Annotated in this window: 22 protein-coding genes and 3 pseudogenes; 12 read left to right on the plus strand and 13 right to left on the minus strand. The window is 60.6% G+C overall.

From position 1 onward, the window contains the following. Positions 1 to 273: 273 nt before the first annotated feature. From ACFFWD_RS34000 to ACFFWD_RS34015, 4 genes and pseudogenes are all read right to left on the minus strand, one after another. A complete protein-coding gene (locus ACFFWD_RS34000) occupies positions 274 to 663 on the minus strand; it encodes a cupin domain-containing protein (RefSeq protein WP_376972964.1) in 390 nt (129 codons plus the stop codon). A gap of 66 nt (positions 664 to 729) precedes the next feature. Further along, positions 730 to 1,479 carry an SDR family oxidoreductase gene (locus ACFFWD_RS34005; protein ID WP_376972966.1) on the minus strand — a complete coding sequence of 250 codons (750 nt, stop codon included), beginning with the start codon at positions 1,477 to 1,479 and terminating at the stop codon, positions 730 to 732. Between the two features lie 29 nt (positions 1,480 to 1,508). Further along, positions 1,509 to 1,721 carry a hypothetical protein gene (locus ACFFWD_RS34010; protein WP_376972968.1) on the minus strand — a complete coding sequence of 71 codons (213 nt, stop codon included), beginning with the start codon at positions 1,719 to 1,721 and terminating at the stop codon, positions 1,509 to 1,511. A 100-nt stretch (positions 1,722 to 1,821) separates the two neighbouring features. After that, positions 1,822 to 2,031 (minus strand): annotated as a pseudogene (locus tag ACFFWD_RS34015) (helix-turn-helix transcriptional regulator); the annotation flags it as partial. Between ACFFWD_RS34015 and ACFFWD_RS34020 the strand changes: the two are divergent. Then, a pseudogene (locus ACFFWD_RS34020) lies at positions 2,025 to 2,384 on the plus strand (IS3 family transposase); the annotation flags it as partial. The pseudogenes ACFFWD_RS34015 and ACFFWD_RS34020 overlap by 7 nt on opposite strands. A 188-nt stretch (positions 2,385 to 2,572) precedes the next feature. On the opposite strand, the gene ACFFWD_RS34025 reads toward ACFFWD_RS34020, so the two are convergent. After that, complete coding sequence (locus ACFFWD_RS34025) at positions 2,573 to 3,154, minus strand: sigma-70 family RNA polymerase sigma factor (RefSeq protein ID WP_376973082.1); 582 nt, start codon at positions 3,152 to 3,154, stop codon at positions 2,573 to 2,575. A 959-nt stretch (positions 3,155 to 4,113) separates the two neighbouring features. On the opposite strand from ACFFWD_RS34025, the gene ACFFWD_RS34030 reads away from it, so the two are divergent. Both ACFFWD_RS34030 and ACFFWD_RS34035 read left to right on the plus strand, forming a co-directional pair. Then, on the plus strand, positions 4,114 to 4,776 hold the full coding sequence (locus ACFFWD_RS34030) for a response regulator transcription factor (protein ID WP_376973084.1): 663 nt from the start codon (positions 4,114 to 4,116) through the stop codon (positions 4,774 to 4,776). Positions 4,777 to 5,043: 267 nt separating this feature from the next. Continuing rightward, positions 5,044 to 7,161 carry an ATP-binding protein gene (locus tag ACFFWD_RS34035; RefSeq protein ID WP_376972970.1) on the plus strand — a complete coding sequence of 706 codons (2,118 nt, stop codon included), beginning with the start codon at positions 5,044 to 5,046 and terminating at the stop codon, positions 7,159 to 7,161. A 208-nt stretch (positions 7,162 to 7,369) separates the two neighbouring features. On the opposite strand, the gene ACFFWD_RS34040 is transcribed toward ACFFWD_RS34035, so the two are convergent. After that, a complete protein-coding gene (locus tag ACFFWD_RS34040; protein ID WP_376972972.1) occupies positions 7,370 to 9,064 on the minus strand; it encodes a sensor histidine kinase in 1,695 nt (564 codons plus the stop codon). Positions 9,065 to 9,296: 232 nt separating this feature from the next. On the opposite strand from ACFFWD_RS34040, the gene tnpA reads away from it, so the two are divergent. The 3 genes from tnpA to tnpC are packed head-to-tail and all read left to right on the plus strand — an operon-like array spanning position 9,297 to position 11,727. Next, positions 9,297 to 9,698, plus strand: a complete 402-nt coding sequence (gene tnpA, locus ACFFWD_RS34045; protein ID WP_376972974.1) for an IS66-like element accessory protein TnpA — start codon at positions 9,297 to 9,299, stop codon at positions 9,696 to 9,698. Further along, entirely contained in the window at positions 9,695 to 10,042 is a 348-nt protein-coding gene (gene tnpB / locus ACFFWD_RS34050; protein WP_050421752.1) for an IS66 family insertion sequence element accessory protein TnpB, read from the plus strand. The genes tnpA and tnpB overlap by 4 nt, the downstream gene beginning before the upstream one ends. Before the next feature lie 44 nt (positions 10,043 to 10,086). Beyond that, the gene (gene tnpC / locus ACFFWD_RS34055; protein ID WP_376972976.1) at positions 10,087 to 11,727 is read left to right on the plus strand and encodes an IS66 family transposase; all 1,641 of its coding nucleotides are present in this window, start codon (positions 10,087 to 10,089) and stop codon (positions 11,725 to 11,727) included. A 94-nt stretch (positions 11,728 to 11,821) separates the two neighbouring features. Here tnpC and ACFFWD_RS34060 read toward each other — a convergent pair whose 3' ends face one another. Then, on the minus strand, positions 11,822 to 12,259 hold the full coding sequence (locus tag ACFFWD_RS34060) for a hypothetical protein (protein ID WP_050421751.1): 438 nt from the start codon (positions 12,257 to 12,259) through the stop codon (positions 11,822 to 11,824). Between the two features lie 181 nt (positions 12,260 to 12,440). Next, complete coding sequence (locus tag ACFFWD_RS34065) at positions 12,441 to 12,872, minus strand: response regulator transcription factor (RefSeq protein ID WP_376972978.1); 432 nt, start codon at positions 12,870 to 12,872, stop codon at positions 12,441 to 12,443. A gap of 537 nt (positions 12,873 to 13,409) precedes the next feature. On the opposite strand from ACFFWD_RS34065, the gene ACFFWD_RS34070 reads away from it, so the two are divergent. From ACFFWD_RS34070 to ACFFWD_RS34085, 4 genes are all read left to right on the plus strand, one after another. Continuing rightward, the gene (locus ACFFWD_RS34070; RefSeq protein ID WP_376972980.1) at positions 13,410 to 14,414 is read left to right on the plus strand and encodes a helix-turn-helix domain-containing protein; all 1,005 of its coding nucleotides are present in this window, start codon (positions 13,410 to 13,412) and stop codon (positions 14,412 to 14,414) included. Positions 14,415 to 14,895: 481 nt separating this feature from the next. Next, on the plus strand, positions 14,896 to 16,113 hold the full coding sequence (locus tag ACFFWD_RS34075) for an NAD(P)/FAD-dependent oxidoreductase (RefSeq protein WP_376972982.1): 1,218 nt from the start codon (positions 14,896 to 14,898) through the stop codon (positions 16,111 to 16,113). Between the two features lie 71 nt (positions 16,114 to 16,184). Beyond that, positions 16,185 to 16,325, plus strand: a complete 141-nt coding sequence (locus ACFFWD_RS34080) for a hypothetical protein (RefSeq protein WP_376972984.1) — start codon at positions 16,185 to 16,187, stop codon at positions 16,323 to 16,325. A 42-nt stretch (positions 16,326 to 16,367) separates the two neighbouring features. After that, positions 16,368 to 16,499, plus strand: a complete 132-nt coding sequence (locus tag ACFFWD_RS34085) for a hypothetical protein (RefSeq protein ID WP_376972986.1) — start codon at positions 16,368 to 16,370, stop codon at positions 16,497 to 16,499. 402 nt (positions 16,500 to 16,901) lie between these two features. Here ACFFWD_RS34085 and ACFFWD_RS34090 read toward each other — a convergent pair whose 3' ends face one another. The 4 genes from ACFFWD_RS34090 to ACFFWD_RS34105 all read right to left on the minus strand — a co-directional run bounded on the left by ACFFWD_RS34090 (position 16,902) and on the right by ACFFWD_RS34105 (position 21,383). Continuing rightward, the gene (locus tag ACFFWD_RS34090; protein ID WP_376972988.1) at positions 16,902 to 17,831 is read right to left on the minus strand and encodes an AraC family transcriptional regulator; all 930 of its coding nucleotides are present in this window, start codon (positions 17,829 to 17,831) and stop codon (positions 16,902 to 16,904) included. Positions 17,832 to 18,115: 284 nt separating this feature from the next. Beyond that, positions 18,116 to 18,349, minus strand: a complete 234-nt coding sequence (locus tag ACFFWD_RS34095; RefSeq protein ID WP_376972990.1) for a hypothetical protein — start codon at positions 18,347 to 18,349, stop codon at positions 18,116 to 18,118. Between the two features lie 222 nt (positions 18,350 to 18,571). After that, on the minus strand, positions 18,572 to 20,104 hold the full coding sequence (locus tag ACFFWD_RS34100; RefSeq protein ID WP_376972992.1) for a DHA2 family efflux MFS transporter permease subunit: 1,533 nt from the start codon (positions 20,102 to 20,104) through the stop codon (positions 18,572 to 18,574). A gap of 1 nt (position 20,105) precedes the next feature. Next, positions 20,106 to 21,383 (minus strand): HlyD family secretion protein, encoded by a 1,278-nt coding sequence (locus ACFFWD_RS34105; RefSeq protein WP_376972994.1) that lies wholly within the window; start codon positions 21,381 to 21,383, stop codon positions 20,106 to 20,108. Between the two features lie 217 nt (positions 21,384 to 21,600). Here ACFFWD_RS34105 and ACFFWD_RS34110 point away from each other — a divergent pair, with 217 nt between their 5' ends. Next, positions 21,601 to 21,927 (plus strand): hypothetical protein, encoded by a 327-nt coding sequence (locus ACFFWD_RS34110; protein WP_376973086.1) that lies wholly within the window; start codon positions 21,601 to 21,603, stop codon positions 21,925 to 21,927. Next, positions 21,842 to 22,018 (plus strand): annotated as a pseudogene (locus tag ACFFWD_RS34115) (TetR/AcrR family transcriptional regulator C-terminal domain-containing protein); the annotation flags it as partial. The gene ACFFWD_RS34110 and the pseudogene ACFFWD_RS34115, both read left to right, overlap by 86 nt. A 298-nt stretch (positions 22,019 to 22,316) precedes the next feature. Here ACFFWD_RS34115 and ACFFWD_RS34120 read toward each other — a convergent pair. Continuing rightward, complete coding sequence (locus ACFFWD_RS34120) at positions 22,317 to 22,655, minus strand: hypothetical protein (RefSeq protein WP_376973101.1); 339 nt, start codon at positions 22,653 to 22,655, stop codon at positions 22,317 to 22,319. Between the last annotated feature and the right edge of the window lie 725 nt (positions 22,656 to 23,380).

Consider the following 23,380-nt stretch of genomic DNA (forward strand, 5'->3'; position numbering starts at 1 on the left):
AACCAAACCAAGGAAGAGCTCTTCGTTCGTTGCCCTGAACATGACGAAATCCCTCTTCGAGTGATTGAACCAGTTTTGACGATCACCGCGGACATGGCCTCACGGCGATGTCGCGGTCGGGCGCCGGATGAAAGGCCCCGTTGAGGAGATTGCTGCCGGAAGGCGCCAGAAGCGCGAGCGACTGGCCTTCCTTCTCGCGTTGCATCCGATCTCGCTTGATCGCAACGGCAAGGCCTTTCCCGCCGTCGGTTTCATATACTCGGGTTGCAACAGTCACTGTGCGGGCATGAGCGCCGGTGCGCCCTTGTCCTTGATCAAGAGCACCAGGAATTTCGCCGGCCGGGTGTCGCTTGCGTTCCGGTCGACGACATGAACATCATCAGGGCCTTCATAGAAGGTCTGTCCTGGTGTCAGTGTCACCGGTTGCCCATCCTTCAGCTGCATCACGACGGAGCCCTCCAGCACGTAAACAAACGCTTGTGCATTGTGCCGGTGGATAGCGTTCGACCCGCCTGGCGCATGCTCGACTGTGATCATCAGAGCTTCCTTGCCGGGACTCACCGGAAGATCCTTGGACATGAGTGGCGTGACCTTAGGCTGCTGAGCTACCGCCGTGCCGGTCATGAGGCCCAGAAACGCCAACGCAACGAGTTTGATCGTCATAGTCGCCTCCTTCGTTCGTTGCCCAGGACCCGCTCGTGACGGACCGGGCGTACCTTCGATGCGGAATCAGGCTGCCCTTGAGCGGCGGAACCATTCGTCGAAACCGATGCGGCCGAGGCGCGCCTCGCCCAACGGCACGAGCGAGTGCTCGCCAACCCGGCCGCCCCAGTATCGGGCCTCTGAATCGCTCACGACCTCGCGCGGGTCGCCAACCGCTTTCAGATAGCGGGCGATGAATTCGTCGAATGGGGCTCGTTCCGGGCCAGCGATCTCCACGATGCCGCTTCGTGGCGCCGCGAGTGCCACATCGGCAACGATGGTAGCAGCGTCGTCCGCCGCGATGGGCTGGAACAGGATGGGCGGGAGCCTGACCGTTTTTCCATCTGAACTTGAATCGGCGATGCCACCGAGGAATTCCAGGAACTGGGTCGAGCGGACGATGGTGTATGGGATGCCGGAGGTCTTGATCAGTTTCTCTTGGGCGACCTTGGCGCGGAAATAGCCATTATCCGTCCGGTCGGTCGCGACGATTGATAGAGCGACATGGTGCCGGACGTTTGCTGCGGCCTCCGCCGCGAGGAGGTTGCGGCCGGAGGTCTCGAAGAATTCCAGCACCGCCTTGTCTTCAAATGAGGGCGAATTGGCGAGGTCGATCACCACCTGCGTGCCCGCCATGGCCTCCTTGAGCCCTTCGCCGGTGATGGTGTTGATCCCGCTTTGGGGCGACGCGGCCACGACCTCGTGGCCGCCTTGGCGCAGAATGGCGACGGTCTTCGAGCCAATCAGGCCGGTGCCGCCGATCACGACGATCTTCATGCTTTGATCCTCCGTTGTCGTTAGATGCGCTATTGATGCTTGGCGCGCCATTTCGGGCCGGGGCCATGCATGTAATGCAGCTCGGGCTGGAAGCTATCGCGTACGTCCAGAACCAGGTTGTGAACGACGTTGGCGAAGTCGGAGACTGTCTCAGCCGTCTTCCGGGCAAGACCAGACATTGCGGACCGGTGCACAGAAGCCGGTGCGATCTCTCGGGGGCTGACGATGCTTTTCCAGATCATCCTATTTCTCCGTCCGGTTGGATGTGAGCACCATGATGATCTAGCGGATCGGAGCTGCGGCTGCGCCAGAGCGATTGCCGTACCTGTAGAGCGATTGCTGCTAACGCATGCGCCGCCGCCGTTCGCTCGGCGTTACCTCGGTCAGTTTCCTGAACGCTGCGGCGAAGGCGGTTTGCGAGGCGTAACCAAGCGCGGCTGCAATCGACACGATTGAGTCATCGGTGTCGCGCAGCATGTTCATGGCCTGCTCGAGCTGGTGCTGGCGCAGCCAGGCATGTGGCGAAAGCCCGGTGCTTTCCTTGACAACTCGTGACGGATGCACTGTTGATGGCCGTCTGGCGACGTGGCAAGCCGGACGCGCTGTTGCATCATTCCGACCAGGACAGCCAGTACAGCAGCGAGCAGTTCCAGCGCTTGATGGCCGATCACGGCATCGTCTGCCGCGTGAGCCGGTCCGGCAATGTCTGGGACAATGCGGCGATGGAGAGCTTCTTCTCCTCGCTCAAGACCGAACGGACGGAAAGCAAAACCTACAGGACCAGGGACGAGGCACGAGCCGATGTGCTCGACTACATCGAACGATTTTACAACACGATCCGCAGGCACTCGACCATCGGCTATCTCAGCCCGGTTGAGTTCGAGCGCACGGTGGGATTAGCTTAACCTGGTTTCCATCAAATGATCTTTTCAGGAAACCGCTTCGCACTTCTCGTGATCGTGCTCTAGGAGTAACATCGCGGAACTAGACCGGCGGATCAGTACTATTGCCGCGCCGGTCGCGCCATTGACGACGTGGATAAGCGAGGGGCCATCCAGCGGAACCATGGCACGAATGGTTTTCCGCTGCGATTTCAAGGTGTCGCCGCGGCGTCAAGACCTGCGCCCACGAGGATCCTTGCAAGCTGCTTGCGCGCGTAAAAGATTCTGCTCTTCACGGTCGCCTGTGGAATCCCGATTATCTCGCTGACCTCCGCGACGGAACTTTCACGATAGTAGAACAGGTCGATGATCTCCCGATGAGCCGGGGACAGCTTATTGATGCACGCGCGCAGAATGTCCTTCGTTTCTTTGCGATCCAGTGCTGCATCGGGTGTATCCCCTTCGTCGACGATTCCGAGCGCGTCTTCCTGGTCGATGCCCTCATGCAATCGCTCTCGTCGCGAATTGAGGGCCTTGAATCGAGCGATCGATAGCAGCCATGTGGAAACGCGCGACCGACTTTCGAACCTGTTTGCGGAGCGCCAAACATCGAGGAACACTTGATTGACGAGATCGTCTACAATCGCCGGATTGCGGACCAAGCGCTGGATGAATCGGAACACCCTTTTGCGGTGGCGAGCGAAGATGATGTGCATGGCCGCCTTGTCGCCCTCCGCAACACTCTGTAGCAACTTCTCGTCGGAAACGTCTTCCTCGACGAGCCCGTGCCCCATCCTGAGATTGCGGGATGCGCGTTTCGGTGCACGTGTGGGCTCTGAGCTCGTTGCCTTGTAAACGGCGAAGGCCAGCCCGTCATGACCTATGGCGTCAAACGGCCTTTCCGAGGACTGAAGACTGGGGTCGATGCAACTGATTGAGGATGCGACGAAGCGGGTTGGCGCGCGGCGAGATAAAGGAGCGTTTCGCCGAAGTCGACGTGACGATGAAGTTGGCCTCTGCGCATATTGCCGTTCCTCAGTGATGGACATTACCCTCTCCGTTTTCTGACGAGATGGCGATGAGGATGTGTCGCACGAAGCGGTTCGGGCTATCCTACGAGCGGGTCGTGTTTCTAGTCTCCTGGTCTAGGGTGAATTGGCCGGTCGGCAGAATGCAGCACTAAGCCGCGGGCCATTTGCACGGTCAATCTCGCCTCCCGGGGCGCCGCGCGCTTCGCGGCTCCACGCTCCCGGTTGATACCGACCACGGCCGAAACATCCGCGTGAAATGACTTTGATTCGCCTCCCCCCGCACATCGGCAGTTTCCTTGATGGTAACCGGAGCGGACAGCGTGAAGTGATCCTCGAATGCGATTTCAATGCTGTTTGGTTCGTTTGGCATTGATGCGAGAGCCATGTGTTTGGCCTCTCAGGCGACTCATTTTCGGGGTCCACCGAGCATTTGTGAGAAGGCCGGCCGCTGTTCCACGTCTCGTGAAATGCGTCTTTTGATCGCATGCGTGCGCGTGGAGCGGGATTGGGCAAAGCATGCATGCTTTAGGAAAGACGACGAAACGGAGGTGCCATTAAAGTCCGCAAAACCCGGATGGCAGTGACTGCTCCGGGAGCAAGAGGAGCAACCTCCTTGTAAAAGAACGGAGAGAAACCGCTGAGCAGGAAGCGATCAAGAGGGCCACGCCATGCTCGAGATAACCGCCGGTTCCCATGCGTTACCCTACCTACCTTGCTATCCCATGAACCTGGACGCCGATACCACTGACCGTCCACTCGTCCTGATCGTGGATGATGACGAAGAGGTCCGCTTCGCGCTTCGCGAACTGCTCCTGTCGGTTGGACTCGATGCTTGCTGCTTTGGATCGACGCAGGAACTGTTACGCGCCGATCTGCCGCAGCGGCCGGGCTGTCTGATCCTCGACGTCCGAATGCCTGGCGCAAGCGGTCTGGATCTGCAGCAGCATCTCGTCATGAACGGCAACACACGACCGATCGTCTTCCTTACCGGTCACGGCGACATAGCAATGACTGTGCAGGCGATGAAGGCCGGAGCTGTTGACTTCCTGACCAAGCCCGTCAGGGACCAGGCGCTGCTTGATGCCGTCACGGCCGCGATCGAGAAAGATATCACACAACGGACGACGGCTCATCGCGTCAGAGAACATATCGACCGCTACGCGACCTTGACGCCGCGTGAACGCGAGGTGCTGCGGGAAGTGGTCAAGGGCCGCCTCAACAAGCAGATTGCGTTCGATCTTGGCATCAGCGAGATCACCGTCAAACTGCATCGCGGCAACGCGACGCGGAAACTACAGGCGGGATCCGTCGGCCAGTTGATCCGGATATGGGAATCACTGCCGGCGGAACTTCGAGGAAAGTTAGCGGACTACACCAAAGGATAGATACAACCCGGCCGGCAATGGGCGGATGCTCGTCGAGCCATGCCTGCGAAGCGATCCGCCCGTCCAAGCCACCCATAGTTGCGGTCGCAGATGACGACTAGGCTATGCCGGAGGCGCTTTCAGATCTTCTCCTGGTGTTGGGACCCACGTGCAGGACATGCGATCAAACGGAAGTCTTCACGGCAGGCGATCTCCTTTGCCTTCTAGAGTCCGCGCCGAACGGCGCAGACGGTTCGCGCGACGACGATCGATTGGAAACGTCGTCAGATGAGTAACCTTTTCCAGGGGCCCCCTTTCGCTTCTCCTCATGCCATGGAGCTGGCCGATCTTGCATCCGAAAGCGTCATCGTCACCGACCTGCACGGCGTCATAAGATACTGGAATGCCGCCTCCGAAGTGCTTTATGGATGGCCCGCGATGGCGATAGTGGGGCAACATGTCCAGGCGATCGGCTCGCTCGCCCACGATGGTACCGACCATTTCAGCGCACTGCTGCGCGAAGGCCGATGGGAGGGAATGGTGCACCGGCGCGGGCTGACCGGAGCAAACGTCGTGGCTGACGTGAGGCAAATCATCAGGCGCGATACGGCCGGCAACCTCCTCTATATTGTCGAGTTCGGTCGGGACGCAGGGTCTCTCTCCCAAGCGGCGTACCTGCGCGTGGACGCCGAGTTGCAATCCTCCCTTGCCGCATCCTGGGAGCTCGATGCGTCGCCCGCGCGCCCCTTGCTTGATGCGATCGCGGCACATCGAGGCAGCGGCGTCACCATCGATCTCGACCAGCACCCGGATTGGGTCGACAGGATACTGACCGAAACCCGCATCCTGGCCGTCAATGATCGCGCGGTCCGTATGTTCGGCGCCTATGCCGGCTATGAACAGATGATCGGCCGGCCCGTCGGCGCATTCTGGCCGGTCGAGGGCCGCTCGGTGCTGGCCGCGCTGCTCGAAAGCGTCGCCAGCGATCGCACGCGTCTCGAGACGCGCAAAATGGTCTTGAGCGGAAGCCTGCGCAATCCCGTCATCAAGGCTTGGCATTCGGCAGAGCCGAAGTCTCCCGGCACCGTGTTCGTGACGATCAATGGCGTGACGAATGACGACCGGACGTGCTGGGAGTTGCAGGCGAGCGAGGATAGATACCGCAGGCTCATCCAGTATCTGCCGACCGCGCTTTGGCAAGTCGACTCCCGTCGTGTGGGCGAGGCATTCGACCGACTGAAGGCGGACGGTGTGCGCGATATCGCGGGCTACCTCGAGCGCAATCCGGGCCTTGTCGAACACGCCAAGGACGTCGTTCGCGTCACCGACGTCAATCGGGAGGCTGTATCGCTGTTCCACGCCAACAATCCTGCCGACCTCATCAAGCCGGTTCGGTATATCTTTGCTGTCGCTCCCGGGCTTGCTGAACGAGTCATGGTCGCGCATTTCGAAGGCTGCCGAAACCTGATTGAGGAAACGAGGATCCGAGCCTTCGATGGCTCGATCACCGACGTCCTGTTCACCGTGACATATCCGGCCTCCCCCGAGAAGCTGGATAACACCCTCATCACCATCCAGGACATCGGCGAGCGCTTGAATGCTGAACAGCAGCTGCGGAAACTGCAAGCCGACTTCTCGCACGCAGCGCGCATCGCAACGCTCGGAGAACTTACGACATCGATCGCTCATGAAATCAACCAGCCACTCGCGGCCATTGTGACCAACGGCGAAACCAGCCTGAGGTGGCTGGCGCGCGCCGATCAAAACACAGAAAAGGTAACGCAGCTCACCTCGCGAATCGTATCGAACGCGCGTCGGGCCAGCGACATCATTCGTCGCATTCGGGACATGGCAGCGAAACACGAACCGCAGATTCGCCTCATCGACCTGAACGAGGTGGCCGAAGAGGCGCTCCTGTTCATTCGCCATGACATCGATTCAAAGTCGATTGTCCTGTCGGCGACTTTTGGCGCTGGACTTCCCAGGGTCATGGGTGATCGGATTCAGTTGCAGCAGGTGATCATCAACCTGCTGGTCAACAGCGTTCAAGCGATCGTACGGTCGGATCAGCCGACGCGCCGGATCGATGCCTGCACGTCGATCGATGATGAAGGCTCGGTCGTCTTTTCCGTTCTCGACAATGGGCCGGGCGTTCCCACCGCGGATCTGGCCCATGTCTTCGACAGCTTCTTCAGCACCAAGGATGCTGGCATCGGCATCGGCCTTGCCATCTGCCAGTCGATCATCACTGCGCATGGCGGCCGCATCGCGGGCACGAACCGTCCGAATGGCGGAGCACATTTCTGCTTCACGCTTCCAGTGCCGATGGTTACCCGCCCCGACTCCGTGTCGGCGACTTCACCCACTATGGGCATCACGACCGGCCCCAACCCGAGGTCTAGCTGAGTCTATCCGCTGAAACCAGCGCGCGACCAGACCACCCATACGATACCGCCGCGCGCCATTTCCGATCATCGTGACCGGCACGGACGAGGCAATCGCCCCTGCACAAGCTCAGCGGAGCCCGAAACATCTACTTCGACACGGCGGACCTAGCAATCCTTCGCGGCGCGGAGCCGCGTCCCAGGCACCAGCCACGACAGTCCTACCAGTTCTACGAGCTGCATCTATCCTGCTTCGGCAGCGTCGGTATCGAAAAGACAAACTGCGCCCCGCCGCCTTCGTGATTCCCGGCGAAAATCGTGCCGCCATGGTCCAAGATAATCGATCTACTTATTGCAAGCCCTAGTCCCATTCCATTGGCTTTGGTCGAGAAGAATCCCTCAAAAAGTCGATCGACGGCGTTCGGTTCGATGCCAAGTCCGTTGTCGCGGATGGTTATACTCGGATTTCCATGTGAATCCAGTCTGCTCTCAACGTGAATCTCTCGACGCGAGGCATGCTTCACTGAAAGCGCCTGGATGCCGTTGATTAGCAGATTTATGATGACCTGTTGAAGCTGGATCGGATCGCCGAAAACGTGTGGCAATGTAGGGGAAAGCGACGTCGTTACTGCGATGCACTTTCTTTCCAGGTCATGTCGAACGAACAGCAGCGAGTCGCGCAGCAACCCGTTCAGATCGAGTTTGACCCGCTCTGGCCCTGCTTTCGTTGCCATGCGGCGGATACGGCTGATTATCTCGCTTGATCGGCGGGTATCCTGGAGAATGCGGGTCGCGCGAACCTTCGCTTGTTCAATATTTGGTTTGTCCTTCGAGAGCCATCGCAACGCAACTTCAGCATTGGTACCTATTGCGGTCAGCGGTTGCGTTATTTCATGCGCGATCGTGGCCGCCAGCTCTCCGAGAACCGATATACGCACCGCGTGCGCAAGGTCCGATTGCATCTTTTGCACCTGCCTTTCCGCACGGAGTCTATCCCCGATATCAAGCGTGGCGTTTAGACTTAGTCCGGACGAATCTAGCGCCGGAGGAAACCCGAGGAGCAGAAGAACATCGATCGTCCTTCCGTCCAGGGTTCTCATGCGAGTTTCTTCGATGAGCTGGCTCCCGCCATCGTATCTGGTGATTAGCGCGCGTCGAAACGTGTCAGGCGCGTCGCTCCAGAATAGACGGACAGGCTGGAGCATTTCTTTGGGATCATTGGCGCCGAACTGCGTGACAGCGTGCTGATTGACGTCGGCAACCCTGATCAGGTCAAGTGCTTGCTCAAGTACATCGGGGTGGGAGTCGAGGTATGACGCAAGATCGACGACTCCATCTCGCTTCAGCCGCCTAAACATGCCGACGATTGCCGACCCGTCAATTAATGTGAGAGATACCGGCAGATTATGAAATAGCGTTTTGTATCTCGCATCGGCGAACAGTCCCACAGAACTTGTCCTGTCGGGCGAAGGCATCGAGAATGCAACGCTGGCGCGACCATCTCCGTCACGTATCCATATCTTCATGCGGCAAGATACTTTATCTCCAACGGCCAATGCGACGCCGGTAGAGGATACTCCGAGATCAATCGCGCCCAGTAGCGACTCAACGCAAGCTCGTCGGCTTCCATCTGAAATTACGTCGATCAATGTGGCGCCAACGAGATCTGGCGATGCACGTACGCCAAGCAGCGCCGCCGCCTGTTCGTTGCCCTTCTCTATCCGAGCGGATCCGAGTAGGCGCCTGATAACTTGCTCATCTGCGAGGCTTACACTCGCTAGCGGCTTTGAAGTCCGGCTCGCCACGTAAGCGTGTATCGCATCGATATCCAGTTCGAGATACGGCGCAAAGTCCCAGAGTAGCTCTTCGTAGTCCTTGGACTTCTGTCGTACGGACTTGGTTGGTTCAAGTAAGGCTTGCCGCATCAGTTCTATCTTCGGCCTAGGCACATCCTGATAGGAAAGTTGTGCATCTTAACAATCCCCAACAACCGATTGGCTACCTATACGGAAGGATAGATTGATCCAGCGGGGCGACCGCATCTGAACGCAATCTTGAAAACGATCACGGTGGATTGATTGAATTCCTACGGCGTGGGCCGCCTTGTCTGACGTGACGGGACGGTGAAGACATAGGCGTATGACTGGTCATACGCCTATGTTGAAGGTCGCGCGGCTCGACGTAATTTCGTCGGGTGCGCGGCGCCGTTGGACGCTGGACGAGAAGCAACGGATCGTGGCGGAGAGTTACGCCGCGCCGCGGCAGGTGTCGGCGACAGCGCGGAGGAACGGGCTGTCTGCGAGCCAGCTGTTTACATGGCGCCGGCTGGCCCGGGATGGTCGGCTTGCGGAAGCGGACGGGGGGACGACATTTGCACCGATAGTTATATCGCCGGAACAGCCTGAAGCTGCGGATCGGAGCCTGTCACCTCGGGCATGTGCGCCGGCGGTGGCGGGTCGGATCGAGATCGTGCTGATGCGCGGACATCGGGTGATCGTCGACAATGACGTCGATGCGGCCGTGCTGGCGCGGGTTGTGGCGGTGCTGGAGCGGCGATGATTCCGGTGCCGAGCAATGTTCGGGTGTGGCTGGCAACCGGGCACACCGATATGCGCAAGGGATTTGCGAGCCTCTCGCTGCAGGTGCAGGAAGTGCTGCGGCGCGATCCGCTGGGTGGGCACCTGTTCTGCTTCCGCGGACGCAGCGGCAATCTTCTGAAAGTGATCTGGCATGACGGCCAAGGGGCATGCCTGTTCACCAAGCGGCTGGAGCGCGGGCGGTTTTTGTGGCCGAGCCCAGCCGACGGCGCGATCACGATCTCACCGGCACAGCTTGGTTACCTGCTGTCCGGAATTGACTGGCGCAATCCTCAGGAAACCTGGCGTCCGACGTCGGTCGGCTGACAGTTTTGGCTTGTGGATCGCGGCGGATGTGATTCCATCGTCTAATGAAAGACGCAGCTGAATCGCTCCCATCCGATCTCGCCACCGCTCACGCGATGATCCTTAAGGAGCGCGCTGCGCGTGTGGAAGCCGAGGCGGTTGCAGCCCGCGCCCAGGCTGTGAACGCGAACACGGAAGCGCTGATCGCCCATCTCAAGCTCGAGATCGAGAAGCTGCGGCGCGAGCTTTACGGCAGCAGCTCAGAACGCAAGGCGCGGCTGCTCGAGCAGATGGAATTGCAGCTGGAGGACCTGGAAGCAGCCGCGACCGAAGATGAGATGGCGGCCGAACAGGCCGCGGCCGGTGCACAGACGGTACGCTCATTCCAGCGCAAGCGGCCTTCGCGCAAACCCTTCCCCGATCATCTGCCGCGTGAGCGCGTGGTGATTGCTGCGCCCGAGAATTGTCCCTGCTGCGGCTCGGCGAAGCTGTCGAAGCTCGGCGAGGACGTCACCGAAACGCTGGAGGTCATCCCCAGGTCCTGGAAGGTGATCCAGACGGTGCGCGAGAAGTTCTCGTGCCGGGAATGCGAGACGATTACCCAGCCGCCGGCGCCCTTCCATGTTACCCCGCGCGGCTTCGCTGGGCCGAATTTGCTGGCGATGATCCTGTTCGAGAAGTTCGGCCAGCACCAGCCGCTGAACCGCCAGAGCGAGCGATACCGGCGCGAAGGCATTGATCTCAGCCTCTCGACGCTGGCCGACCAGGTGGGGGCCTGCACGACGGTGCTGCAGCCGCTGCATGCGCTGATCGAGGCCCACGTTCTGGCCGCCGAACGGTTGCATGGCGACGACACCACGGTGCCGATCCTGGCGAAGGGCAAGACGGTAAAGGGGCACATCTGGACCTATGTCCGCGACGACCGGCCGTTTGGCGGACGTGCACCGCCGGCGGCGCTGTATTACGCCTCTCGGGACCGACGCCATGAACATCCCGTCCGGCATCTTCGAAACTTCGCCGGCATTCTGCAGGCCGATGCCTATGACGGGTACAACGAACTTTACAAGGCGTCCCGCTTGCCGGGGCCGGTTACGTCGGCCCTGTGTTGGGCGCACGCAAGACGGCAGTTCTTCGAGTTAGCGGATATTGCCGCCAATGCCCGGCGCGGCAAGAACGCAGCGGCGATCTCGCCTGTCGCGCTGGAGGCGGTCAGGCGCATCGACGTGCTGTTCGATATCGAGCGCGGCATCAATGGCCTAGGCGCCGAAGAGCGGCTGCGGGTGCGACATGAACAAAGCGCGCCTCATTTGACGGTCCTGGAAGCCTGGCTGCGCGATGAGCGTGCCCGCCTGTCGCGCTCTGCCTCCGTCGCCGAACCGATCGACTACATGCTCAAACGTTGGGACCGGTTTGCGCGATTCATCGACGACGGCAGGATCTGCCTCACCAACAACGCGGCCGAGCGCGCGCTGCGCGGCTTTGCGCTGGGGCGCAAATCGTGGCTCTTTGCCGGTTCCGAACGCGGGGCCGACCGGGCCGCGGCCATGGCCACGCTGATCATGACGGCCAAGCTCAACGACGTCGATCCGCTGGCCTGGCTCGCTGACGTGCTCGCTCGCATCGCCGGCATTCCGCAAGGCCGGCTTCACGAGCTACTGCCTTGGGAATGGAAGTGCGCGGCGTCCGCTATCGCTCAGGCGGCCTGATCACTATCACGCCGGGTCAGAACGATCATCGACGGGCTGCGCGAGCTTCTGGCGTGCAATTGGAGAGCTGTACGCGAGCGGGCCAGGATGCGCGTCATCGCAGGCTGGCCGGTTCGACCGTCGTCTCGGCGTCAGCAGTATCGGCGTGGATAGCCTCCCGGATCAGCCGTTCTGTGGTCTGCTCGAAATACAGCCAGAGGTCCGTGTGCAGGTCGGAAAACTGCCGCCACACCACGGTGTCGAAAAAGCGGCGCGGCGCCCTGACCATGATCGTCGTCGCGCGCTGCCGCGGATATCGGAACGGCCGAATGCCATAACGCCGGCACAAGGCAATGAACAGCCGGACCGACCATTGGTCTGGCAGGCTGAACTTCATCTCGATCGGGGGATCGCGACGACTGACCTCCTCGAGCTTGGCCTTCAGCCGCTCTGCTGCGGCTTCAGCGGCGTCGCGTTCTCCCGCCGTGGCCGCGCCGAAATACAGCGCCTCCACCTTCTTCAGCCGATCGCGAAGCTGGTCTTCGATCCGCATGCCCTCGCTCCTCGAAAGCAACGAGGCCATCGCACGAACCGGCCGTCAACCGCGGAAAACAAGCCATCCACACATCATCGCACCGGAGGCTAGGCTCCGCGGCCCTGGGCGAATGCTTACGATTGATTAGCAGCAAGCCGACCCAGCAGGCTCGTTGCCCGCATGCACTGGGATACGCAGGCTAATCGTCGAGGTGATCTCGCCATGTCCTTGCATCGGGAAGCACACGCAAACCAAGCGCAGACTGCAGATGGCCAAGAAGCTCGTCACCATCTACTGGCTTCATGAGATAGGCGTGAGCGCCGCAGCTTGCAGCGCGTAGACGCGTTGAGGGGCTTGCGTCGGCAGTAATGAAGATGACTGGCATCGAAGAGCCGAGCTTACTCAGATGCTGACAAAGCTCGAGTCCGCTACGCCCCGGCATTGTCACATCAGTAATCAAGCAATCAAACTTTCCCGGGATGAATTCAGTCATGAACTCCTCCGCTCCGGGAAAGGCGCGGCACGGAAAATCCAGCACCACGAGGAGATCGCAAAGCGCATCTCGCACTGCTTCATCATCATCTACGATCGCCACTATTGGTGCTCTGGACACGCGGAAGCTCTCGCTCATGTTGCGGTCGAAAAGTCAATTTGGCTTTCTTGGGCGAAATTGTAACTATCCTTTGGTTTAGGCAAAAGTGTTTCCGGATATTGCCTAGGACGTCTCGCGCCAGTTCGCTCACGTTCATCGCCCGCATCCGGGGGCGCCTCATCGACCTGAACGAGGTGGTCGAGGAGGCGCTCCCGTTCATTCGCCATGACATCGAAGTCGATTGTCCTGTCGACGACCTTTGGCCCTGGACTTCCCAATGTCATCGGTGACCGGGTTCAGTTGCAGCAGGTGGTTATGAACCTGCTGCTCAACAGCGTGCAAGCGATCGTTCAGTCGGCGCCAGCCGACGCGCCGGATCGATGCCTACACGTCGATCGATGATGAAGGCTCGGCCGCCATCCTATCCCGAAGGACAGCTCAATCTATCCGCTGAACCAGCGAGATCAAACTGGCCGCACGATACCGCCGCGCGCCATTTCCCATCACCGTCACGCATAGGGAAGAGGCAACCGCTCCTGCCCCAAACACAGGTCCTCCTGAACGCGAGCAATATCCATGAGCAAGCCGATCGTCGATCCTCAGGAAATTCTGCTGGTCCCGCCCAAGGCGCATGAGAAAGATTTGCCGGCCGCCGAGAGGCGCCCTGCCGGGCAAGAAATGACGCGCGTGCTCAAGACGGTACCGCGCCGCATGGCTTCAGACCCGTCCAACGGCGCGATCGCCTGTTGGAAACATGACGCCGTGCATGACGTCGTTGGACCCATGGCCGACCACGTCCTCATGGCTTTCCCCTCCGGCTCACTTCGCTTCGAGCGGCGTTCCGGGAAATTAGTTGTCAAGGGAACGACGCGGACTGGGGCCGTGACGGTGATTCCCGCTGGCTCGTCGTCCCGGCGGGATATTCCAGCGCCGTTGAATGTCGTTCACCTCTACCTTCCAAAGACAACGCTCCAGCGCGCTGCCCTTGAAGCAGGAATGGCTGCTCCCGGCGATCTCGTGGAGCGGTCGGCATATCCCGACCCCATTACATCCTACCTGCTCCTAAGTGCGGCGGATGTGCCGGAAAGCAGCGCAGCCCTGGATACGCTGTTCAGGCAGCAGATAACAGACCTTCTAGCGACACGTCTGCCGGTTGCCCACGCGGGTTCGCCTGGCCCAATCCAGCGGGTTATCGGTGGACTATCACCAACGGTCCTGCGCCGCGCCATCCAGCGTCTGCGTTCGGACAGCGATACGGACGTCTCGCTCGCGGCGCTGGCGTGCGAAGCCGGCCTGTCGCGCTTCCACTTCTGCCGCGCCTTCAAGGAAAGCACCGGCTTGTCGCCGCATGCCTGGCTTCGCCAGTACCGGCTCGGGCTGGCGATGAACATGCTGCGCGACACCGATGACTCGATCGTGTCGGTGGCGGCGGAGCTTGGCTACGCCTCGCAGACAGCATTTGCGGCGGCCTTCAAACGGCTGACCGGCGAAACCCCGAGCGATTGGCGGCGACGCATGCGGTCACAATCGCCCTGCAAGCACCGCAATCGCTCTGGCGCGACGGCAAGCTCAATTCGCTAAATCGTCGCGGTACCCACGCCAACCAACGGAGACAAGCGATGGCTTGGAAGGATTTCGGCAAGTCCTTTGCAATTACCCGGCGGCGCCGAGCCGTCGCGACCGCGATCGTATACGGGCTTTCATTGACTGTTCGCTTCACCTCGGCGGCTGGCGGAGAATCCCAAGCTCCGGCGCCGGCCGCGCAAGGCTCCGATCCCATGATATCAATCATGGTCAATGGCGGCGCCAGAACCTACAGGTTCGCCCAATCGGTTGCCTTTCAGCATGGTCCATCGCTCAGCTCAAACGGCTGCCGCGCGGCATGTGAAGGCCCCATGCCGGCGCCGTTCATGTCGAGCTGCGTTGCGCCGCCGTAGCGGGCCTGGCGTCGTTCGTTTCACGTCCTCGCGTCATCCTTGAGTGCAACTAGCATTACCGCCAACGCCAAGCGGCGGCGGTAACGCGTCCACGTCTGGAAAAGTCCAACCACAGGAGAACTTATATGAGACTCGTCATCATCGGCGCCGGCTTCGCCGGCATGTATGCCGCCCTTTCCGCTGCCCGCCTGCGCGACATCCAGGGCGTTTTGTCCGAGGAGCTCGAGATCGCGCTGGTTGCGCCGGAGCCGACGCTGGTGGTGCGCCCGCGGCTTTACGAGGAGAAGCCCGAGACCCTTTCGGCGCCTTTGCTGGATGTGCTCAAGGCGATCGACGTTGTCTACATGCAAGGTAGCGCCGAGGCGATCGACACCAAATCGCGCATGGTGCAGATCGCCACGGGCAAAGGCACGCGAAAGACGCTGTCCTACGATCGCCTCGTGGTGGCCACTGGCAGCCGGCTGTTCCGTCCGAACATTCCGGGCCTCGCCGAGCACGGCTTCAGTGTCGACTCGCTCGACGATGCGGTCGCCCTCGACAAGCATCTGCATGCTCTCCCCGACCGGCCGGCCGTGAACGGGCGCGACACGGTCGTCGTCGTTGGCGGCGGCTTCACCGGCATCGAGACGGCAACCGAAATGCCGGCGCGGCTTCGCGCGATCCTCGGCAAGGATGCCAAAACGCGCGTCATCATCGTCGATCGCAACAAGGCGATCGCTCCCGACATGGGCGAAGGCCCCCGCCCCGTCATCGAGGACGCCCTGCGCAAGCTCGGTGTGGAGACCCGGCTCGGTGCCGGCGTCGCCTCGCTCGACGAATCTGGCATCACGTTTTCCAGCGGCGAACACATCGAAGCCGAGACCGTGATTTGGGCCGCGGGCATTCGCGCCGCGCCGTTGACCCAGCAAATCCCAGCTGAACGCGACAATTTCGGCCGGCTGCTGGTCGATCGCGATCTACGCGTGCCGGGAGTGGACGGCGTCTTCGCGACCGGCGATGCCGCCCGCGCCGCCTGCGACAATGTCGGCAATTACGCGCTGATGTCGTGCCAGCACGCCACGCGAATGGGCGCCTTTGCCGGCAACAACGCCGCCGCCGAGTTGCTGGGCGTTCCGACCAAACCCTACCACCAGAAGGGTTACGTCACCTGCCTCGACCTCGGCGGGGCGGGCGCGCTGTTCACGCGCGGCTGGGAGCGCGAGGTGGCGATGGTCGGCGACGTCGCCAAGAAGACCAAGCAGGAGATCAACACCGTCTGGATCTATCCGCCGCAGGCCGAGCGGGCCGCCGCCCTGGCCTCGGCCGATCCGGAGCGTGTGACTGATGTGACTGGCTTCTTCTAGACCCTTCACGCGATACGGGCCGCGTTTCAAAGCGCGGCCCGCTCATCTCAGATCAATTTGGAGCCACCACGATGAAACACGAGACCGTGCGGACGAGCGCGTTCGCCATGCCGTTGCCCAACCCGGCTTTCCCGCCAAGCCCCTACAGCCGCCTCGATCCGCCATCTCCGGACGTCGGTATCGTCACCCATGACATCCACCGCCGCGACTGAGTGCGCGGCCGGCTCATCTCTCAAGCATAGAAAGGAAATCCCATGTTGAAGAGCAAGGTAGCCATCGTCACCCGATCGACCTGCGGCATCGGGCTCGGCATCGCCAACGAGCCTGCCAAGCTCGGTGCCGACATCGTTCTGAAGGGTTTCCAGAACGATTGCCGTACCTGTTGAGCTAGTGCTGCTAAACGTAAATGCCTGGACCTCCACCAATCGCTCGGCGTTTCGCTGGTTCCGCGGCTAGTTAGACCAGTTACCCGCCGGTTTGTGTTCATTCGCGTATGGACCTCATGCAGGGTATGGCGCTGTTCTGAACGCGTCCATCTGTCGAGGAGAACTGGACGGTGACGGGGCGCCTTCCAGGCCGTGACTCAACTCTGACCTCCGGTGACGTCCGCATTCGCGCCGCCGCCGTCAGCATCACGTCAATCCAGTGCACAGCTGGAAGAAGGGCGGTCGCCGTGGCGGTTTTGTGGTCTCCACGCATTGATTCGGCGGCCCAAAGCTTTGACGAGCGGACGTCGCTTGAGGTCGCCGAAGGGCCAGAAGACCACATGCCGAGGACTTTACCGTAGATCACGTCTCGCTTTCCGGCGCGCCATGCGCGCGACGCCACGCGCCCGGGCTGACGCCAACCAGGGTCGAAAACACCCGCGTAAAGTGGCTTTGATTTGCAAATCCCGCCGATAGCGCAATATCCGCCAGCGGCAGATCGCGAGCGGCCATCATTTGCTTGGCAGCTTTCACACGCTGGTGAAGAAGCCACTGATGCGGAGGCATGCCGGTCGAGGCTCGAAACGCGCGGGAGAAGTGACTAGTCGAGAGGTCGAGTTCGGTCGCTATTTGCGCCAATGGAAACTTACCGCCGAGGTCGGACTCGAGCCTTTCGCAGGCCCGCTTCACCTGCCATGGGGCTAGACCCCGGCGCATCAACTCCGTGGTGTGCCGCATTCCGCCGTAGGCCTGGGCGACATGTGCGGCGAACGCAAGCATCGTGTGATCGATGAAAAGCTGATTGGCTTCATCCGGTCGGCAGAGGCCTTCCATGAGTGACGCGCCGATGTGGCGGATGATCGCGTCATCGTGGCCGGTGCCAGGCTCACAGCCGAGATTGCCTATGCGCGGCGCACCGGACTGTGCCGCAATGTCGTCAAGCACCGAGCGCGAAAGGTAGAAAAAGAGAGAGTGGGACGGCTTGCCGATTACATAGCGCGGATCGTGTTTGAGGTCGTACAGATACGTCGCGCCCGCGCGGACATCCGCCTTCTTGACGCATTTGCTGCGCTCCCAGAGCTCGCAGTCCGGGTAATCACGAAGTTTCAGGCTCACGAGGAATGCATCCTCGCGGGCGAACGAGCCGGAGAGACCTGGTACGGGATTGTCATTCCGCGTTTCGGTCACCTCGAGTTTGATGCCGCGCAAAGAACGCGTAATCAGCGAGGGGGGCACCTGCTCCAGGCGGAAGGCCTGCCCAAGCTTCCGACCGTAGCCGACCGTTTGTGTCATGTGGATTAGTCCGTCAATAAGTAACGATCAATTCTGCGCCCTGACACGTCCAACGAATGCGCCGCCGCGCATGTCGTGCAGCTCAGGCCGGTAGCTATCGCGTACGTCCAGAACCGGTTGTGAAGAATGCTGGCGAAGTCGGAGACTGTCTCAGTCGTCTTGCGAGCAAAACCAGACATTGCGGACAAGCGCGGAGAAGCCTGTGCAATCGCCCGGGGTCTGACGATTATTTTGCAGATCATCACCTTTTCTCTCCATCCGGTTGGATGTGGGCATCGTGATGATCAAGCAAGTCGGGCCTTGCTCATGGGCCCGACGACGTCGTGCAATGGCTCGTGTTTCCGGTGGGCGGTCCCGGCATCGGTCGGGTCCAAAGCCATGCGAAATGGTGTGGTCCCGAGCACCCGCGCCATCTCCACATCGGCAGGACGACGCTCGGCATTGGCCGGAGTGACTTGGCGCGCCTCAGGAGCGACTGACGGGTCTTCCAAGGAACCGCGCAAGACATGTTTACTCATGAACGTATCCTCGCATTGGGAGGCGGTGTACGTTGGCGCGGAGAAAGCTCTCCATCCATGATCCGGAGTGGTCAGATTTGTTGCGTTGATTGCGAAGCTCAGTGCACGTCGCGTGCGGAGCCAGGTATTTCCGCGCGAACTCGTCGAGGCTGAATCGTTCCGTTCCGGGCCGTCCAAGCACGTCGGACTCCTCAAGCCCGGCTTCTGCACGACCATGCCGCTCTAATGGCTCACCTGCTTCAGGGGGCCTTTCGGTCGCTTCGCCAGCCAGACGACACCAGCGAATATCAGAATGAGGATCGTCGCCATCGCGTAGAAATCATTGGTGGCGAGCATCACCGCCTGCGCATCGACCATCTTGGAGAACATAGCGAGGCCGGAGTCGGCCGGAAGTCCCGATGGTGCCGTCAGAGTTGTCGCCGGATCGATGATCGATACGAGATTGGCTCGGTTCTCCTTTGTGGCATCCTCCCAATATGTGGAGGTGAGCGAGGCTCCGACCGCCATCGCCATGATGCGAATGAAGTTCTGCAGCCCGGAGCCACTCGCCACTTTCTCCGGCGGAAGGTCAGAGACGGCAAGCGACGTCAGGGTCACGAGACAGGCCGGCACGCCTGCCCCCAGGACGAGCATTGCGATCGCGACGGACATGTAGTCGGCTTGCGCGTTGAGATGTGCCCGCATGTAAAAGGAGACCGCGAGGACCGCCATGCCATAGCTGACGATCAGTCTCGGATCTATCCTCGTCATGAGCCGGCCGACGATCGGAGCTGTAATGACCGCAAGAATGCCCATCGGCGCTGTCGCGAAGCCCGCCCAGGTCGCCGTATATCCCATCATCTGCTGAAGCCACAGCGGCGTCAGGACGATGTTGCCGAAGAACAGCCCGAACATCAGGCCCAGCGACACCGTCGACACAAGCCAGTTGCGGGATCTGAACACCGAAAAGTCGAGCGCCGGCTCTTCGTCGGTCAATTCCCAGATGATCAGGGCGCCCAGCGCAATGAAAGCCACGATGGCCGACCCGACAATGAACGAGGACGAAAACCAATCCAGCTCACGTCCCTTGTCGATCATCGTTTGGAAGGCGCTGACGAAGACGACGAGGAGAAGCAGGCCGACGATATCGATCCGCTTGCGTTCGATCGGCGTCTCCCGGTTCCGCATCAACCACCATGTGACGCTGCCGACCGCCGCGCCGAACGGGATGTTGATGTAGAAGATCCAGCCCCAGGCGTAGTTATCCGAGATATACCCTCCGAGGATTGGTCCGAAGATGGGCGCTACGACAGTCGTCAAGCCCCATATCGCCAATCCGATGTTCGCCTTTTCCTTCGGGAAGATCGACATCAGCAACGTCGAAGACAGAGGAATGATCGGCCCGCCCACGACCCCCTGCAGAATCCGGAACACCACCAACAGGCCAAGGCTTCCCGACAGGCCGCACAGGATCGAGCAGATCACGAAGGCACCGACACAGGCAGAGAAGAGGCGGACCTCCCCGAACCGTCGCGCCAGCCATCCTGTCAACGGCACCGTAATCGCCTCGGCGACGGCATAGGCCGTGATGATCCAGGTCCCCTCCGTCGTCGAAACGCCGAGGTCGCCCGAGATCGTCGGCATCGCGACGTTGGCGATCGTCGTGTCGAGGACCACCACGAAGTTGCCGAACGACAGCGCGGCGGCCGCCAGCACGAGGGTCACCCCGCGTAGCGGCGGATAACCGGATTCCTGATGTTTTGCCTCTTCCGACATTCTAGCGCGCGCCCGACAGATCGATCGTGGTGTGCATCGAGAGGCCCACTCGCAAGGGGTGTTCGTTCAATTCCTTCGGATCGAGCCGCACCCGCACGGGAAGGCGCTGAACAACCTTGATCCAGTTGCCGGTCGCATTCTGCGCCGGGATTGCCGCAAATGCAGAACCCGTGCCGCCAGCAAAGCCGGCAACGCGACCGTGATAGACAACGTCTGCCCCATAGAGGTCCGACTTCAGCAGCACCGGCTGTCCGGGTCTGACACGGCTAAGCTGCACTTCCTTGAAGTTGGCGTCGACGTACATGTCCCGCAGGGGCACCACGATCATGATGGGGGTGCCAGCCTGAACGCGCTGGCCGTCAGCAACCCGGCGCTGGTCGACAATCCCGTCGACAGGCGCACGGATCACTGCACGATCGAGATCCACCTTGGCCTGATCCAGCTTTGTTTGGGCGGCTATCACCTCAGGATTTGTATCGACGGTGGCATTGTCGAACAGCACCTGATTGGCGCGACGGGCGCCGGCCGCAGCGGCCCGAGCAGCCTCTGACGCCTTGATGCGCGCCTCCGCTTGCGAAACTGCCGCTTCGGCTTGCAGGACCGCGGTTTCGTTGTCGTCGAGCCGTTGAGCTGTGGCCCAGCCGCCGGCCGCAAGCTTTTTCGACCGCCCCTGGTCGGTAAGCGCCTTCGCGAGATCCGCCTGAGCGCGAGCGAGATCTGCACGCGCCGTCGCCTCGTCCGCGGCGCGAACATTTTCCTGGCCAGCAAGATTGTCGTCGTTCGCAATGATCTGGCGGACTTTGCGCCGTGCCTGGCCGAGAGCCGCCTCGGCCTGCGCAGCGGCCAGCCGCAGATCTGTCTCGTCGAGCTCGACCAGGGCGTCGCCGGCTCGAACATGCTGGCTGTTGACCACTAGAACTCGCTTGACCGGCGCACTGACGAGCGGCGTCACCTGGGACACCTCAACGTTCGTGTAGGCGTTCTCGGTGGTTTCAGTGTCCGAAGCAATGAACGTCGCCCAGCCCCACCACGATGCTCCGGCTATCGCCAATCCACCTGCGAACATCAGAAACAGCCGCTTGCGCCGTTGTCCTTTGTGCAGGGCTTGATCGACTGAGACATCTTCCTCCGGTTTCAAGGTGGCTGTGCCCGCCATCGATCGGTTGTCGTTCATGCGTTCCGCTTTTGGGGCGTGATCGGCACGGGGCTTTGGAAGATCTGGCTCGCGCTCAAGATCCACGTCATAGCCCATCGATGCTGTCTGCTTCGCGAGTTCCATGTTCACCATCTACAACTGGTAATGACCCGTACCGCTTAGGTAAGGTAACGTACCGTACCAGTCAAGTAGAAAATATTGGACGAAGTTCCCATGGCCACACCCATTCACTCAAAGTAGTCGCCTCGAGAAAATCGCCGCACCGCCATTCTCGCGGCGGCCGCCACGTCTTCTTTGAGCAGGCTATGCCGCGACCAGCATCAACACGATCATCGAGCGGATCGGCGGCTCGAAGCGAAACATCTACAGCGAGTTCGGAAACATGGAAGGCGTATTCACCGCCCTGGCTTCCGAGAGCGCGGACGCCGCCCTTGCGGCGCTCTCCGTCGAGCGATTTGCTGGGCGGAACCTCAGCGAAATCCTGCTCGAATTTGGGGCGGCGAGTGCTGGCGATCTATATGTCGCCCGCCCACATCGGCGTCTACCGCTAGATTGTGACGGAGGCGCCGCGGTTTCCCGACCTGGCGAAGGCTTTCTACGACAAGGGACCATGCCGCGCCTCAGACCGCCTCGCCGAGGTGCTGGAAGAAGCAAAGGCCCGCGGTGAAATCCAACTCGACGACTGCCATTCCGCGGCGGACCACTTCGTTGGCATGCCACGCAACAACCTCCATCTGCGGGTCATCCTCAGATTGCGGCCGCCGCCATTGCCTACGGAATCGGAAGCCGCCGTGGTCTCCGCCAGCAACATGTGCCTTCACGGAATCTATGGCGCGGATGCCCTCATGCCCCGAAGGGAAGCACGCAATGACGGAAATTCCTGGAGTCTCGCTCGGTATCCACGCCCCTGCGCCGGTCGCGCCACTTCCCTTCCAGTATGGCGACGGAGGAAACGCCCTGGTAGACCTCCTCGACCGTGTGACCATACCAGGAGGGAGGGCGCCATCCACCGGGGCGCACGCATCACCAACTTCGCGTCGTCGTCCATTCGATGGATCAACCTGCCACTGCGCACCGAATCAAGCTCATGTGGATGTCCTCGCACGGAATACCCGGGTTTTCGGCTAGATTCTGCTCGACTGTGTCGAGCAGCACCGTCTGAACGCCCGAGGCAACATCGAACGAAAACGAAATGACCACCGAATTTTCGCCTGCAAGGCAGGAACACCCGCGATCCTGACGCACATCCGGCAGCTCCTTTTCAAAAACGAAGACCCGATAGCCGTCCTTCGGGATACCAATCGCTCTCAGAACTGCACGGCGAACACTGTTTACGATCGCCAGTCTATACTCGGGACACCTGCCCTTCCCCAGCCAGATGCTGACGATGTACATAGAACCTCTCCGAGAGCGCGATGTCAGTTTTACTGTGCGATCCAGTACTCAACGCATCTGGCGGAGCCCGAATGTCCCCTCCAGCTACCTCTCAATCGATCCTTTTCCAAGAATGTTCGATGGATAGTCACACATGTGTGCGATTCATCGAACCGTACCGGCAACTGCCACCCCAGCATGTTTGCAACGATAAGAGCCCTGCGGTCGCCATATCGAGCATGACGAGTGCGTCCAAGGTTACTCATCCGAACCCTGTCGCCAACTTCCAATTTTTAACTGATCCCGAGCTCGCCGGCGGATTCGAGTGTGGAGATAGAGCTGTGCTGCATCATTAAGATGCCTTCCGATGCTTTCAATTCGCCTGAACGCCGCGCTTGAAGAATACTCTACCAGGCAATCCCGGTAGACCTGGGTTGTCTACGCATTCCATGGAATGGATCTGCCGACAACCACCAAAGTGTACGGTACCGTATGTTACCAAGGAAAGCAACGCCAGCCACTTATCGAATCGTCCCGTTCACAAGAAGCGTCAAACGTCAACAGCTTCAGATTTTCGACGGCATCAACGGGTTCAAACGACACCGAACACCAGCAAAGTCTTAACCCTTCTTCGCGGCATACCTGAGCACGTAGTGTCAGATTAGACAGGTGTCGGCACTGAGCGTCTCCGCACAGTCTCGTGAGCAGGTTGCTGGAAGACTACTCGAGAGCTCTCGAGAGCTCGC

The sequence above is a fragment of the Bradyrhizobium erythrophlei genome, from assembly GCF_042430365.1.
Lineage (GTDB): Bacteria > Pseudomonadota > Alphaproteobacteria > Rhizobiales > Xanthobacteraceae > Bradyrhizobium > Bradyrhizobium erythrophlei.

What these genes read in the sequence shown, in the direction of transcription:
- ACFFWD_RS34000 (WP_376972964.1), bottom strand. Translation starts at nt 663, where the DNA reads ATGACGATCAAACTCGTTGCGTTGGCGTTTCTGGGCCTCATGACCGGC.
- ACFFWD_RS34005 (WP_376972966.1), bottom strand. Translation starts at nt 1,479, where the DNA reads ATGAAGATCGTCGTGATCGGCGGCACCGGCCTGATTGGCTCGAAGACC.
- ACFFWD_RS34010 (WP_376972968.1), bottom strand. Translation starts at nt 1,721, where the DNA reads ATGATCTGGAAAAGCATCGTCAGCCCCCGAGAGATCGCACCGGCTTCT.
- ACFFWD_RS34025 (WP_376973082.1), bottom strand. Translation starts at nt 3,154, where the DNA reads ATGGGGCACGGGCTCGTCGAGGAAGACGTTTCCGACGAGAAGTTGCTA.
- ACFFWD_RS34030 (WP_376973084.1), top strand. Translation starts at nt 4,114, where the DNA reads ATGAACCTGGACGCCGATACCACTGACCGTCCACTCGTCCTGATCGTG.
- ACFFWD_RS34035 (WP_376972970.1), top strand. Translation starts at nt 5,044, where the DNA reads ATGAGTAACCTTTTCCAGGGGCCCCCTTTCGCTTCTCCTCATGCCATG.
- ACFFWD_RS34040 (WP_376972972.1), bottom strand. Translation starts at nt 9,064, where the DNA reads ATGCGGCAAGCCTTACTTGAACCAACCAAGTCCGTACGACAGAAGTCC.
- tnpA (WP_376972974.1), top strand. Translation starts at nt 9,297, where the DNA reads ATGTTGAAGGTCGCGCGGCTCGACGTAATTTCGTCGGGTGCGCGGCGC.
- tnpB (WP_050421752.1), top strand. Translation starts at nt 9,695, where the DNA reads ATGATTCCGGTGCCGAGCAATGTTCGGGTGTGGCTGGCAACCGGGCAC.
- tnpC (WP_376972976.1), top strand. Translation starts at nt 10,087, where the DNA reads ATGAAAGACGCAGCTGAATCGCTCCCATCCGATCTCGCCACCGCTCAC.
- ACFFWD_RS34060 (WP_050421751.1), bottom strand. Translation starts at nt 12,259, where the DNA reads ATGCGGATCGAAGACCAGCTTCGCGATCGGCTGAAGAAGGTGGAGGCG.
- ACFFWD_RS34065 (WP_376972978.1), bottom strand. Translation starts at nt 12,872, where the DNA reads ATGAGCGAGAGCTTCCGCGTGTCCAGAGCACCAATAGTGGCGATCGTA.
- ACFFWD_RS34070 (WP_376972980.1), top strand. Translation starts at nt 13,410, where the DNA reads ATGAGCAAGCCGATCGTCGATCCTCAGGAAATTCTGCTGGTCCCGCCC.
- ACFFWD_RS34075 (WP_376972982.1), top strand. Translation starts at nt 14,896, where the DNA reads ATGAGACTCGTCATCATCGGCGCCGGCTTCGCCGGCATGTATGCCGCC.
- ACFFWD_RS34080 (WP_376972984.1), top strand. Translation starts at nt 16,185, where the DNA reads ATGAAACACGAGACCGTGCGGACGAGCGCGTTCGCCATGCCGTTGCCC.
- ACFFWD_RS34085 (WP_376972986.1), top strand. Translation starts at nt 16,368, where the DNA reads ATGTTGAAGAGCAAGGTAGCCATCGTCACCCGATCGACCTGCGGCATC.
- ACFFWD_RS34090 (WP_376972988.1), bottom strand. Translation starts at nt 17,831, where the DNA reads ATGACACAAACGGTCGGCTACGGTCGGAAGCTTGGGCAGGCCTTCCGC.
- ACFFWD_RS34095 (WP_376972990.1), bottom strand. Translation starts at nt 18,349, where the DNA reads ATGAGTAAACATGTCTTGCGCGGTTCCTTGGAAGACCCGTCAGTCGCT.
- ACFFWD_RS34100 (WP_376972992.1), bottom strand. Translation starts at nt 20,104, where the DNA reads ATGTCGGAAGAGGCAAAACATCAGGAATCCGGTTATCCGCCGCTACGC.
- ACFFWD_RS34105 (WP_376972994.1), bottom strand. Translation starts at nt 21,383, where the DNA reads ATGGAACTCGCGAAGCAGACAGCATCGATGGGCTATGACGTGGATCTT.
- ACFFWD_RS34120 (WP_376973101.1), bottom strand. Translation starts at nt 22,655, where the DNA reads ATGTACATCGTCAGCATCTGGCTGGGGAAGGGCAGGTGTCCCGAGTAT.